Annotated in this window: 9 protein-coding genes; all 9 read left to right on the top strand. The window is 60.0% G+C overall.

The window, feature by feature from the left end; all coding sequences use genetic code 11:
- The first annotated feature begins 916 nt into the window (after positions 1 to 916).
- The 9 genes from HYT87_14710 to HYT87_14750 all read left to right on the top strand — a co-directional run bounded on the left by HYT87_14710 (position 917) and on the right by HYT87_14750 (position 13,438).
- Entirely contained in the window at positions 917 to 2,245 is a 1,329-nt protein-coding gene (locus HYT87_14710) for a toprim domain-containing protein (GenBank protein ID MBI2061015.1), read from the top strand.
- Between the two features lie 130 nt (positions 2,246 to 2,375).
- Entirely contained in the window at positions 2,376 to 2,939 is a 564-nt protein-coding gene (locus HYT87_14715) for a hypothetical protein (GenBank protein ID MBI2061016.1), read from the top strand.
- A gap of 403 nt (positions 2,940 to 3,342) precedes the next feature.
- Complete coding sequence (locus HYT87_14720) at positions 3,343 to 4,542, top strand: hypothetical protein (GenBank protein ID MBI2061017.1); 1,200 nt, start codon at positions 3,343 to 3,345, stop codon at positions 4,540 to 4,542.
- A 350-nt stretch (positions 4,543 to 4,892) separates the two neighbouring features.
- Positions 4,893 to 5,720, top strand: coding sequence for a hypothetical protein (locus HYT87_14725; protein MBI2061018.1), 828 nt, complete (start codon positions 4,893 to 4,895; stop codon positions 5,718 to 5,720).
- A 253-nt stretch (positions 5,721 to 5,973) separates the two neighbouring features.
- Entirely contained in the window at positions 5,974 to 7,305 is a 1,332-nt protein-coding gene (locus HYT87_14730) for a hypothetical protein (GenBank protein MBI2061019.1), read from the top strand.
- 206 nt (positions 7,306 to 7,511) lie between these two features.
- On the top strand, positions 7,512 to 8,444 hold the full coding sequence (locus HYT87_14735; protein ID MBI2061020.1) for a hypothetical protein: 933 nt from the start codon (positions 7,512 to 7,514) through the stop codon (positions 8,442 to 8,444).
- A 430-nt stretch (positions 8,445 to 8,874) separates the two neighbouring features.
- On the top strand, positions 8,875 to 11,856 hold the full coding sequence (locus tag HYT87_14740; protein ID MBI2061021.1) for a DEAD/DEAH box helicase family protein: 2,982 nt from the start codon (positions 8,875 to 8,877) through the stop codon (positions 11,854 to 11,856).
- The gene (gene tcmP / locus HYT87_14745) at positions 11,853 to 12,686 is read left to right on the top strand and encodes a three-Cys-motif partner protein TcmP (GenBank protein ID MBI2061022.1); all 834 of its coding nucleotides are present in this window, start codon (positions 11,853 to 11,855) and stop codon (positions 12,684 to 12,686) included. Before HYT87_14740 ends, tcmP begins: the two co-directional genes overlap by 4 nt.
- Positions 12,686 to 13,438 (top strand): phage Gp37/Gp68 family protein, encoded by a 753-nt coding sequence (locus HYT87_14750; GenBank protein ID MBI2061023.1) that lies wholly within the window; start codon positions 12,686 to 12,688, stop codon positions 13,436 to 13,438. Before tcmP ends, HYT87_14750 begins: the two co-directional genes overlap by 1 nt.
- The last annotated feature ends 10 nt before the right edge of the window (positions 13,439 to 13,448 follow it).

Consider the following 13,448-nt stretch of genomic DNA (forward strand, 5'->3'; position numbering starts at 1 on the left):
GTGAGCACAAGACCTCGATTGCTCTTGGTTGTTTTCAAGATTCGAGGGCTTGCCGTGGCCATCGAAAGCATCGTACGCCGTGTCCGATAGATCGCAAGAGCAATCAGTCACAAAGGAACGAAGTCAGAAGAAAGCTGTGAGTTTGCCCTCTTGGACGCCAATGGAGGCCACCGGCAGGGGTTTCGGGGCGTGCGCCAGAAGACATACTCACTGGGAGTGGGTCAAGACACTCCCGATTGACCAGATTCGTAGGCCCGAACCTGCATCCTTGTCCTTGTGCCACGTAGCGAGCTTCCAGACTCTCTGCTATGCGTAGCGCTTCGCAGAGCATAGTCGCAGCCGGAGCGTCTGCTTCGGCGGAGTAGGCACTTCGCAGAGTAGCATTTGTAGGGCAACCGCCCGTCCCCTCCGCTTCGCTCCACGGACGACGGGATGAAGAATCATGAGGTCCTTGCGTCGTTTGTTTCAGGTGAAACAAACGCGGAGTATCCCAGGGCTCTCGCGTGGGAATTTGACTGACATCACCAAGACTTGACTGCGTTCCGTGGCACGCCATTGCGGATAGGGAGGGTATGGAAAAGACGAAACAGCCAAAGAGAGAGAAACAAGTCGGCGGGCCGGGTCGGCCATCGTGGCCGCTTCCGGCACCGCTTCGGCGTCCTGCCGGCGGGCAAAAACATGCCGCCGCAGGGACGGGAAGGACAGCAGTAGCAACCCTCGGATACCTGATCGCGGCAGCCCTCAGACGGCGGTTGCAGGGTCAGCTACAGAGGGTTGAACTGGTTCTTCAGTGGCCCCACGGGCGTCACGCATCCGAGGCGATCGCCGCCTGGTAGCCCATGATCCCACCACTTACAACAGCCGCCGCGGGCGGCTTGGGTCTTCGGCCGCAAAGCGGCCGGTTGGAGGTGGTGGGATGAGCCAAGATGCGTTTGACGCCGTCAAGCGGCTCATCCCGATCGAGGACGTCGCAAGGGATCTGGGGATCGACATTACGGGACCCGGACGCGCGCGATGCTTCAACACAAACAAAGGCCACCACCGCGACCCCAGCCGCGACAACCACCCAAGTCTCCACTTCCTAAAGGGGAACAAAGGCTACGGACACTACCACTGTCGGGTGTGCGGGAAGGACACCAGCGGCAGCGTCATCGACCTCGTCATGGCCATTCAGGGAAAAACGGCCCATGAAGCGATCGATTGGCTGAAGGATCGTTACAAAAGATACCTGCCGAGTCAGACTGCAACCCACCAAGCGACCCCGCCGAGTTTACCTCACCCCCCATCGCCCAGCGGGGCGGCTGAAACCTCATCCCTGCCTGCGCCGCGCCCGGCGCGGCAGGCAGGCATCGCTCCCGTGAACCTTCGTGTTCCCACGAGCGACGAGGACAGCCGCCCCACACCGGGCGGGGACCCATCCTCCGCAGTAGCTGCTACGGAGGGGGAAGCGGGCAAGAAGCAGGCAGGGGCCTCTGCAGCGTTGATCTACGCGCGCGTCATGGAACTCTGCCCTCCGGGTCCCAGGCTGTATGGCTACCTGGAAAAGGAGCGCGGCATCCCCGGAAGCGTCACGAAAACGCTTCCGATGGGTTGGATCGAAGACGACCGGCAGGTCATGAACACGCTGCGCCGCGAGTTCAGCGAAGAGGAACTTCTCGCCTGCGGGGTCCTCACCGTGAGCAACGCCCAAAAGGGCAACAAGGATGCGCGGCCGTTTTCGGTTCTGTGGAACATGAAGCTTGCATTCCCCTTCTACTGGGGGAGCGAGATCACCTGGATCCAGTTCCGAAGAGACATCGCGATGGATACAAAGCCCGAAAAAGGCCCGAAATTCCTGAACGTGGGCATGCCGCTCCAGTATCCCTACAACGCGAACGCAGCCGTCCATTCGGAAGAAATCTACATCTCCGAAGGGATTCTGGACCTCGCGCAGCTCGTCGTGCTCGGGGTGAAGAACGGCGTAGCGCTTCCAGGCGCCGACATGTTCAAGGACCACTTCATCCCGTGGCTTCACGAATGCGGCGTAAAGAGGGTGCACATGTGTTTCGACGCCGACCCTACGGGAACCAAGCACACCCTCGACATCGCCGGAAAACTTCTCAGGGCCGGTTTCCTGACCACGGCTGCGATCCTCCCGATGGACGAGGACGTCAATTCGTTCTGGCGGGGACATCCGGAAAACGGCGGTAAATCGGATGGCGACGCCACGAGAGCGCAGGCAGCCGACGGGGCGATAGCGGCGTGAATCCGCAGTAGGGAGGGAGAAAGGAAGGATGCAGGACAGCGCATTGGAAACAGGGTCCGGTGGGAGCGTGCAATCCCGAGTGCCGAATGAGGGGTTACCTCAGCCGGAACAGGTGGGACAAGATCCCGCCATGGCTCCGGTCGCGAGCGGCCCTGCCAACGACTTGGGAGCGACCGAGAACCGAATGAAGGTCATCCGCGACGAGGCCCTTCGCGACGCCCCGCTGGGAATCCCAAGCATGTACTACCAAAGACACACCGGCTACGGGCCGCTGCACGTCACGATCGTAGACCGAGACCACCGGCCGATCCGTGTCTTCGCCAACCTTCCCCCGCTCGGCACGGAAATCTCAGCCCTCACGGCCGTCATGGGGATCCTTCTATCGAAGTACCTTGAAATCGGCGGCGACCCGGTCCGGATCGTCAAGCACCTCAACTCCGTCAAGGGCGACCGGCCCCTGGGATTCGGTCCCCACCGGATCGATTCCATCGCGCACGCCGTGGGCGAGTGCCTGAAGGAGCATCTTCGGCGGCGCGGGCTGATGATCCCACCACCTGCAACCGGCTCGCCGGGCGAGCCGAACAGCCCCGATGCCGCTTCGCGGCCTGTTGCAGGTGGTGGGATGACGGGGCCCCGAGCGCTCATCAGGAGCCCAAAGGACCCGAGAGGAGGAGCCATCGAAGACGTAGGCTAATTCACCCAAGGATGCAACCCTCAACAAGGTTGCCCCCGTACTACATGGGAACTCTGCTTTGCATAACGCTTCGCAGAGCGAAAAGCGCTGCGTCCCCTCCGCTCGTGGGCCTTGCAGGGCTTCGCGCAAGGCCCACGTCCACGGACGACCCCCTTCGGGGGCGGCGGGCGGAAGGGCATGGGGATCAGCGCCGCGAGATGAAGAATCATCCGGTCCTTGCGTCGTAGCACGGATGCTCTTTGACAATTCGATAGCCATAGCTTCACCGCTTTGAGCGGTGAGGGCGGAATCACTTCCGCGAATCGAACGGGTCCCAGACGGAATCCGGAGCGGACACGGGTGCGTCCGTCCCTCCCCGGACAGGCAAGGCTGGAAAAGGTCTTGCCCGGCCGGGGGAGGGCGGATGAAAGAGAGGAACGATATGCAGACACCCCTCAAACCACTGTTCGAACCGGAACCGATGAACGACCAAGAATCCTCCATCGTGTCGTGGGACACCTGGGGAACCAAGGGATTCGAGATGATCAGCATCGAGGACACCCTCGAGGACATGCTCGATCTCTCCCCCGAGGCCCAGGAGGTCTTCGACACGCTGGGTTTCGATCTCCTGCTGGACGCCATCCACAAGATGCGCCATCCGGAGACCTCGAACGCGGAGCTCGACGCATGGATCGCAAGGGAGCGCAGGAAACTGGAGGAAATCCAGACGGCGCTGATTCCGGTCCTGCAGCGACTCCGGGACAAAGGATTCACGTTCGGTCCCGACTACTGGGAAAAGGCCGACGAGGCCGATCCCATTCCGAAGATTGCCGCGGAGGAGCTGCCCGAATTGTGGATCGAGCCACTGGCTCGCATCCTCATCGGACAGGCCCCGCCGGAGGCCTTGGTGCTCCTGGCCGACTTCGCCAAACGGTGTACACCGAAAGGCATGCCGGCTCGGGAGCCCTTCAGAGACCTCTGGAGGCTGAGAGACACGGGTGAAGAGGTTGCCCCCTTCGAACGCCGGAGCGCCGGTCTTCGAGGACTACTCATGATGGACGAAATCCTGGAGTGGGCGATGGCCCACCGGGACCGCCTGACTGAGATCCTTGATCGCCGCGCGCCGAGCTACGAGGAGGTTCACCTCAAGGTGACGAGTTGGCTGCGCTCCCTGCAGCGGCACCGGTTTGCGCTACCTGGGGAGAGGATGACGGCAAACGACATCTTCTTCTTTGCGCTTCCGGCGCTGCTCAGAGAGTCCTGCGACCGGCTCCTGAGAACCATCTTCCGGCCCGATCTCAAGCCCGGCTCCGTGAAACTGAGCGAAACCGGCCAATCGCTGCTGCCGTGGATCGCCAATGCGGTCCCCGGGGCGCGCGGCGCGGCGCTCAGGCTCTTCGGATCCATCCCCCAGCCCTCGAAAGAGGACGAGTGGGGAACCTTCTTCGGGATTGCCGATCCGCGGAAATCCCCCGGTCTGGCGCGGATGTTGGGTATCCAAATCGGTACCGCATGGGCCGAGATGACGGGACAGCCCGTCGGGCTTGCCATCTGGAGATGCCGAAACGGATCCCCGCCGCGTGAAGACCAGGACACGGGAAGAGAGCGTCCACGGAGACAGTAGATCCTGTCGCCCAACGCCTTCTTCCAAAACAGTAACCCGCCACGTCTCGTGAACGTGACGCTGGGCGGGTAACCACGTCTTCGTGATTCCCGCCCTCCCCTCTCAAAGCTATGAAGCAGTCGTACAAACGCTCAGCCCTCGCACGCCCCGCGGAGAGGTCTGTGCTGAAGGAGCACCATGCGCGCCCCCTGCGCTCCGCTCCGGGGACGACGGAAGGAATCGTTATGGGGTCCCTGCGTCGAGAGAAGACTCCCCCTTGGGGAAGGAGATAGTCCCGGGCGCGCGCGGGAGACGTGTTATGATTTGCGAACACAACTGGACATGAAAGAGAGCATGAAAGGAAGGCAAGGATGAACACAGAGGATCAGAATCGCGAGGAGGCTGCGAAGGAATACTACTCCGTGGTCCGGATCAAGATCCTCGAAGGGGAGGAGCGGGACGTCCGGACGGAAATCCTGAACGACTTGAAGCGGCCGCCGAGCGTCCGGGTCTTTACAGGGCTCCCGGACCCGGCGCTCATGACCGTGCTTCGTGAGCCGGATCCGCGGATGGAGATCACGCACATGAACGGAGAAGCCGAACCGCTCGATCTCATCGACTACCACCACATCTACTGCGGCCGGTGTGGCCGGTGCGGGTCGTTCTACGGTCAGTGGGGAGCGTACGACGACTCCGCGTGGACCCGCGCCGGGGCGTTCAGCATCGTACAGATGCAGAATGTCCTCGAAGGCGGGAAGCGGGCCGTTGCGGATCTGCCGGGCGTCGGATGCCCGTGCTTCGACGGAGAGGCCGACAGGTGGGCGGAAGCATCTCCGGAGGGAATGGTGAGACGTGCGGGCACGTACTACGGGGCGGTCTTGGAGGAGATGGGAGAGAAGGAGGGGGCGGCGGCCGTGCGGGACTTGGGTGGCGCCGGTGAAGGGAAGGGGATGGATATCGAGGCGTGGCGGCTGAGCGCGGGTCCGTATCGGGAGTGGTGGGTCGGTCGATCGGCCGCGGCCGTGCGGCACATTCCGTGGGGGTGGTGGATGCGTCTGATCACCATGAAGCTGCCGGCGACGGCGAAAATGGCCTTGGCCATGAAGAGCAAGGCGGAGGCCGCAGGAGTGGATGCGGAGACCCTCCTGTCGCGGGCCACGGAAAACGCGAGAATCAGGCGGCGGAGAGTGACCCATTAAGTGCAACCGACGAAGTATCCGCGCGCGGGGCAGTGAACCCCGTTAGAGGCCCGCACGAGAAAAAGATACCCCGTGGCAAACCACGGGGCCTCTAACGGGGTGAAGGGGGAGAAGGGGTCGGCCTTGAAGTTTGCGAAAAAGGGGGGGGCTTCGAAGATGCAGCTGGCTGGGGGAGGATCATGGAAGAAGCCGCCATCGAGGCGGACAAAGAACGAAGTCGCGTGGCGATCCAGGCGGAAAGGAGGCTTGAGAGATGAGCAAAGACGAATTGGGGCAGGCGGCTACAGCGGGAGCGACGGCCGGTGCGCCGGCGGAGCGGGACGGGCGACGCAAGGACCGTATCACCCCTCTGATCGTCGTCCCTGAAGCGGAGCGGAAGGGGAGCGGGGGGGCCAGGCGGCAGGAGCAGGTGTTTCAGGAAGGGTGGCTCGTGGCGGCGTCGATCGGCTACTACCGGGGGCAGGAGTCGGTCTCCCCGGAGGATCTGGGCCTCGAATGGAAAGGAGTTCCGGACTACATCCGGGATCTGGGACATGTCCGCGTGCTTCCCGAGGGGGCACTGAGGCCGCTGACGCGGGTGGAAGGGGATACGCGCCGGCAGGTGGGTGGCCTATCGCTACGGTTTCCGCTGACGCACGCGAGGTACGTTCCGGTGAGAGCCATCCCGATGCTGGAAACGGCGGTAGAGGAGTGCGAGAAGCGGTTCTGGGCGGGGATCGAGGTCTTTGCATCGGGTCTTCCCGGCTACAGGGAGGAAATGATACCGGTATTCCGAAAGGGTGCGGAAGTGATCCTTGTGGAGAGGGCGTCGTTGATTGCCGAGAAGGAAGGATTCGTGGAGCGGTACGTCGAGCGGATGGAGAAGCTGTTCCCGACGGCGGAGGTGATCGAGAAGCGGGCTTGGTTCAAGATCGACATGTTCCAGGTCCAGATCCCAAGCCGCATGGTGGTGGATCGACTGATTGAGGAAGGGACGTTGACGGGACTCGGGGAACAGATCTCGCAGCGGCTTCAGGGGTCACTCATGAAACTGGACTTCTTCACGAAGAGCATGGAGATCCAGCTCGCCGCCCGGACGATGGGGATCGTGCGCCGGATTACGGGGGCGGCGAGACGGGGACAGGGAGTGGGGCGACGCGACACGATGAGGCTCCTCGAGAAGGCGGATCGGCTGGACGTGCTGAACGCGCCCGGCTTGGAGGCGGTCCGGAGGGTCATCGAGGTCGTGCGGGGGAGAGCGGACGGCACGAGGCTGGTGCGGAACGTGGTTCGGGAGATGAGCGAGGCGCTCGTGGAGGAAGAAGCGTGGCTTGGGATGAAGCTGGGAGGTGTGGAGGATCTGCCGAGTTTTCTGCGGGATGACGTGGTGAGCGAGGTGCGGAGCGTTCTTGGGGAGGTTGAGGAGGACGGCGAGGAAGGTGGGAAGACATCTGCGGCTGTGGGGGGAGCAGAGGAGGAAGGCGACGACGAGGGATCGGCGGAGGGCGAGCATGTGGCGAATGAATCCGAGGGCACGCTGGAAGAGACGGGCGGGGGAGGATCCAATGGGGAGTGGGGAGCCGGGGATGGGGCGCGAGGAGAATGATTGGGGTGCGGGTGAGCAGGCGACGACGCCAAGACCCCATGGTTTTTCATCTCGTCGTCCGTGGAGCGGAGTGGAGGGGATGATCGAAAGGGGAATGGTTCACAAACCCGTTGTCTTGAGGGTGAGCGTTGCGTGAGGTGTTCATCCCACCACCTGAAACGGGCGCGCGAGCGCCCCGTTCCGGGTCGGTTTCAGGTGGTGGGATCATGATCGTCAATCTCGTTCAGGTTGATGGGAAGCTTCCGAATCTGGCACTCATGAAGCTGTCGGCCTGGCATAAGAGTCGGGGGGACGGGGTTCGACTGAACTCCATGGGGAGGGCCGACCGGACGTACGTGTCGTCGGTGTTCTCCTGGTCCGAGGCGAAGAGACGCAGGTGGACAGCGTTGTATCCGGATGCGATTACGGGGGGATCGGGATTCGATCCCGCCGTACGGCTGCCGGAGGAGATTCAATGGATGAAACCGGATTTCGACCTCTTTCCCGAGTACCCGGCCTGTGTGGTCTACTCGTATGAGCGGTGCCCAAGGAAGTGCGGATTTTGCGTGGTGCCGGGACAAAACATCCCGGAATACCACTCGAGCGTTCGGCGGCTTTGGGACGGGAAGCGGAGGATCATGGAGTTCCTGGACAACAACCCCATGGCGGACCCGGAGTGGCCCAAGACGGTTCGAGAACTTCAGGAGCTGGATCTGTCTTCGCGTTGGCACGGGCTGGATATTCGTTTGGTTTCTGAAACAAACGCTCTCCTTCTGGCGGGTCTAAGGATCGACGGATACCTGCACTTTGCCTTTGATCATGTCGGGATGGCGAAGTTGGTCGGTCGGAATGTGGATCTGCTGTGTGGGGCGGGGATCGGCAAGCGGCGGCTGATGTTCTATGTGCTGACGAACTACGACTCGACGTTCGAGGAGGATGTGGAACGGGTGGAGATCCTGCGTTTGTTGGGCGTATTGCCGTACGTGATGGTCTACGAGAAGGGGCAGGCCCCTGCAAGGGCGCGGGCGTTTCAGCGGTGGGTCAACCGCAGGTATTACAATTTCATCCCGTGGGGGGAATATCGGCATGGCAGGTGGCCCGAAACAGAGCGCCGGGAGGGTGAGCAGTTGTCGATGTACGTTCAGGAGCCGGCGGTATGAAGTTGGGGCGTCTTGAATGGGTATGTAGGGGGGGGTGCAATGATTCCGAAAGCGGCAGCAAGGGGTGAACGCAAGTGACGGGTGGTAGAGCGGAAAGGTGTCTGATGGACGAGAGTTCATGCCTGAAGGCCGTTTACGCGGAGATGGTACGCCGGGGTGTCAGAGTTGGGCGAAGGAACTCACGGATATGGCAGTACTCAACACCAGCCATGGATGGTGCGGCGCCCCGCCCTCCGGGCCGACTACCATGGGAGGCCACTGAAGGCTGGGTGCCACCTTTGCGGAGCGCCCAAGGTGACGGGTATGCTGGAATACGTGAGGTCAGATCTGCCTTTCCGACCCGGTCGTTTTGAGCGAGCGTCATTATTTACCATTGTGAACCTACCCTGAGTGGTGTAGGTTCCGGGATGGATACGTTTTCGTAATGGGCATGGCACGGCAGGTAGTCATCGACAACCCGATTCTGAATTCACCTTATGAGGAACCGTGCCGACATTTTCGATTCACCGACGAGGGGATCAGCAGTGAAATCGTAGAGTCCCGCCGGGTAAGCTCCTATTTCGTACCGATTCCCCGGCCAAAGAAACGGGGGAAACAGCTCTCCTTCGAGACGGAATGGACCCAAGATCGAATCGAGGAGAATAGGTTCATAAACCGTGTTCGCGAGCGGGTCCGGATCTGGCGCGGCGGGGGCCACATGGGGGTAACCAGAACCAGCACCGAACTTCTTCAATACTGGCGGCGTCAGGAAAGAATCCGTCGGTTGTTTTTCTGTCAAATCGAAGCCATTGAGACCGCTATCTACGTGATGGAGGTAGCGGGGAGATACGGAGATGCCTGGATAGAGAACGAACTCCAGGAACAGAATCGACTTTCGAATCCGCTTCTCCACCGGATGGCATTCAAGATGGCGACCGGCAGCGGCAAGACCGTCCTCATGGCGATGCTGATTGCGTGGCACGTTCTGAACAAAGTTTCCAACCCGCAGGACAGTCGTTTTTCCGACACGTTCCTGGTCGTGACGCCCGGGATCACCATCCGCGACCGACTGCGCGTGCTCCTGCCCAGCGACCCCAGCAATTATTACCGTGAACACGATCTCGTGCCCATCGGACTCATGGACACCTTGGGCCGAGCGAAGATCATCATTACCAATTTTCATGCCCTCAAGCCCCGCGCATTGGTAGAGGCGGGAAAGCTCACAAGAAGTATTCTGCTGCGAAACAACGGCGATGCGTTCACGGAAACTCCTGATCAAATGGTTCGTCGAGTCTGTCGGGAACTGGGCAACAAGAAAAACATTGTTGTTCTGAACGACGAGGCCCATCACTGCTACAGACGAAAGCCCGATGGTGAAGGTGAGCAACTCTCAGGCGAAGAGCGCCGCGAAGCCGAGAAAAGGGAGGAAGAAGCCCGGATCTGGATCTCGGGTCTTGAAGCCGTGAAAGCCAAGATCGGTTTGAAGGTCGTCTACGACCTCTCGGCCACCCCCTTCTTCCTTCGGGGATCTAGCTATCCGGAAGGCACGCTCTACCCGTGGGTGATATCCGACTTTTCGCTCATCGATGCCATCGAATCCGGTATCGTAAAAGTTCCACGGGTACCGGTGGCGGACGACTCCATGACGGGCGACCAGCCGACTTATCGGGACCTGTGGTTCAGGATTCGGGATCAGTTGCCAAAGAAAGGCCGGGGACGGCAGGCGGTCGAAGGAGAACCCAACATCCCGACGGAACTCGAGGGTGCCTTGCAGAGTCTGTACGGGAACTATGAGAAGCGGTACAAACGATGGGAGGGAAGTGCGAATTCTCAGGGGGACGGACGGACGCCGCCCGTTTTCATTGTCGTCTGCAACAACACGAATGTGTCCAAGCTGATCTATGACTACATCGCCGGTTGGGAAAAGAAACTTCCCGATGGATCCACGGTGGCTGTGCCCGGAAAGCTCCCCATATTCAGCAACGAATTGAATGGCCGATGGTCCGATCGCCCAAAGACAATCTTGATCGACAGTGAGGAGTTGGAGTCCGGAGACGCGCTCAGTCCGGAATTCAAGAAAATTGCCGCTCGTGAAATTGAGGAGTTCAAGTCCGAATATAGGCGCAGGTTTCCGGGGCGGGATGTCGATGCCTTGACCGAGCAGGATCTCCTGCGGGAGGTGATGAATACGGTAGGGAAGGCCGGAAAACTGGGCGAGCAGATCAGATGCGTCGTCTCCGTCTCCATGCTCACGGAAGGTTGGGATGCGAACACCGTCACGCATATTCTGGGCGTCCGTGCTTTTGGGACCCAGCTTCTTTGCGAGCAGGTGGTCGGTCGCGGCCTGCGCCGCATGAATTACACTCTGGACAACACAGGGAAATTCTCCCCGGAATACGCGGAAGTGTACGGTGTGCCTTTTTCATTCATTCCGTGCGCGGGGACAACCGAAGGCCCCACGGACACCCCTCAACCTACACGAGTCAGGGCTCTTGAAGATCGGCTTGAACTTGAAATCACGTTCCCTCGACTTCTCGGTTACCGATATGACATTGAACGGGAGAGGATCTCCGCGCGCTTCACGGAAGAATCTCAGTTGGCGATATCTACAAAAGACATCCCTACGCGTACGGAGAACGCGCCAATCGTCGGAGAGACAACGCTTCACACACTCTACGGGCTGAAAGAGAAGCGCGAGCAGGAAATTGACTTCAAGCTCGCACAACAGGTTCTGGAACGATACTTTCGTGATGAGGAGGGCCAACCGAAAATCTGGTGCTTTCCTGAACTGCTTCAGATTGCGCGCGAGTGGCGCCAAACCTGCCTGACCTGCAAGGACAATACGTTCCCCCAGATGCTGCTCCTGATCGAACCCGCCCACAACGCCTCAGAACGGATTTACCGTGCAATCGTGGCCACAGCCAATGGAAACAAGACATTGAAGCCCATTCTTCGGCCCTACGACACCGTCGGCTCAACGCGCTATGTTGACTTCACGACCCTTCGGGACACCTACCTAACCAATCCCCGGAAGTCGCATGTCTCGCACGTGGTGCTGGACAGCGATTGGGAGGCAAAACTCGCGCAGAGTTTGGAAGACATGCCGGAAGTCGTCTGCTACGTCAAGAACGACACCCACCAGCCCGGTTTCAGTATTCCCTACACCTTGAGCGGGGAGGAGCATCCGTACATTCCGGACTTCGTGATCCGGTTTAGCGATGGACAGGGCGAAGGTGACCTTCTGAACCTTATCCTGGAAGTCACCGGCGAGCGGAAGAAGGACAAGGAAGCGAAGGTGTCCACCGCGAAGAACCTGTGGATTCCCGCCGTCAATAACCACGGAGGATATGGGCGCTGGGCGTTTATCGAGATTTCGGATCCTTGGAACGCGCAGAATTTGATTCGGGCGGAAGTGAAATCGAGGCGCGGATGAGATCGTTTTCGTTCGACGAAATCGGGTACTGGACTGAAATCAAGCTCGAAATCATTCGAAAGTATGCCGTAGAGTATTCCAAGATTCTGGCCGCTCAACGACCGATTCGGCGGCACGTCTACATAGATGCCTTTGCGGGGGCGGGACACCACATGTCGAAACGATCCGGCCGGCTTGTTGCCGGTAGCCCGCTTAATGCACTCGACATTCAACCCCCTTTCAGCGAGTTACATTTCATTGACCTCCACGGCGGAAAGGCTGGTGCTCTCCGGAAACTGGCGGGTGATCGGAATGACGTTTTCGTGCACGAGGAGGACGCGAACACGGTTCTTTTGAGGGATTGTTTCAGGCGATGTCGGTTCGAGGACTACAGCCGGGGGCTGTGCATTCTCGACCCGTATAGCATTGCCGTAGATTGGAAGATCCTCGCGACGGCGGGCAAGATGAAATCGGTTGAAGTGTTCTACAGTTTCATGATCATGGATGCGAACATGAACGTCCTGTGGACAAATCCCGATAAGGTTGCCAAGAATCAGGCGATCCGGCTGGATGCGGTGTGGGGCGACCGATCTTGGCGTTCGGTCGCCTATCCCAAATCCCGTGGCCTATTCGGGGAGATGGAGGAGAAAGCGGGAAATGAAGAAATAGCTGAGGCATTCAGGAAACGCTTGATTGATGTAGCCGGTTTCAAATTCGCACCGAAACCCATGCCAATGCGAAACAGCAAGGGAGCCGTGGTTTACTACCTTTACTTTGCCTCCCCAAACAGGACAGGGGCCAAAATCGTGAAGAGCATCTTTGATAAGTACCGGTCGATGGGCATCCGCTGATGGCCACCAAATCCTCAATCGAATGGACGGAATCGACGTGGAACCCCCTCACGGGGTGCAGCAAGACGAGTCCAGGATGCGACAATTGCTACGCGGAGCGGATGGCGCGGCGACTTCACGCGATGGGGCAGCCGCATTACGCGAAGGGATTCGAACTTTCGCTCCACGAGGACGCCCTGGGATTGCCGCTCCGATGGAAAATGCCACAAACGATCTTCGTCAATTCGATGAGCGATCTCTTCCACCAGGACGTACCCGTCGCGTTCATCCAGAAAGTGTTTGACGCGATGCGACGGGCTTCTTGGCACCGGTTTCAAATCCTGACGAAACGGTCCCGCAGGCTCTTGGAGTTGAGTCCCGATCTACCTTGGTCGCCCAACATCTGGATGGGCGTGAGCGTCGAGAAATCCAGTTACGGCTTCAGAGTCGATCACCTGCGTCGGACTGGGGCACACACCAAATTCCTCTCGTTGGAACCGCTTCTTGGCCCGTTTCCAGCTCTTGATTTGGAGGCCATCGACTGGGTGATTGTGGGTGGAGAGTCGGGGCCGGGGGCACGGCCAATGGACCCGGCTTGGGTTATCGAAGTCCGCGATCAATGCCGTGCGTCCGGCGTGGCATTTTTCTTCAAGCAGTGGGGAGGTGTCTGGAAGAAGAAGACCGGTCGCCTGCTCGAAGGCAGAACATGGGACGAAATGCCCAGGGTCCACATGCCTCCAATCGATACAGGGCGTGAATTCGCATGGGCGTGACGGAAGATTC

Source organism: Nitrospirota bacterium (assembly GCA_016180645.1).
Classification (GTDB): domain Bacteria; phylum JACPQY01; class JACPQY01; order JACPQY01; family JACPQY01; genus JACPAV01.

What these genes read in the sequence shown, in the direction of transcription:
- HYT87_14710 (MBI2061015.1), top strand. Translation starts at nt 917, where the DNA reads ATGAGCCAAGATGCGTTTGACGCCGTCAAGCGGCTCATCCCGATCGAG.
- HYT87_14715 (MBI2061016.1), top strand. Translation starts at nt 2,376, where the DNA reads ATGGCTCCGGTCGCGAGCGGCCCTGCCAACGACTTGGGAGCGACCGAG.
- HYT87_14720 (MBI2061017.1), top strand. Translation starts at nt 3,343, where the DNA reads ATGAAAGAGAGGAACGATATGCAGACACCCCTCAAACCACTGTTCGAA.
- HYT87_14725 (MBI2061018.1), top strand. Translation starts at nt 4,893, where the DNA reads ATGAACACAGAGGATCAGAATCGCGAGGAGGCTGCGAAGGAATACTAC.
- HYT87_14730 (MBI2061019.1), top strand. Translation starts at nt 5,974, where the DNA reads ATGAGCAAAGACGAATTGGGGCAGGCGGCTACAGCGGGAGCGACGGCC.
- HYT87_14735 (MBI2061020.1), top strand. Translation starts at nt 7,512, where the DNA reads ATGATCGTCAATCTCGTTCAGGTTGATGGGAAGCTTCCGAATCTGGCA.
- HYT87_14740 (MBI2061021.1), top strand. Translation starts at nt 8,875, where the DNA reads ATGGCACGGCAGGTAGTCATCGACAACCCGATTCTGAATTCACCTTAT.
- tcmP (MBI2061022.1), top strand. Translation starts at nt 11,853, where the DNA reads ATGAGATCGTTTTCGTTCGACGAAATCGGGTACTGGACTGAAATCAAG.
- HYT87_14750 (MBI2061023.1), top strand. Translation starts at nt 12,686, where the DNA reads ATGGCCACCAAATCCTCAATCGAATGGACGGAATCGACGTGGAACCCC.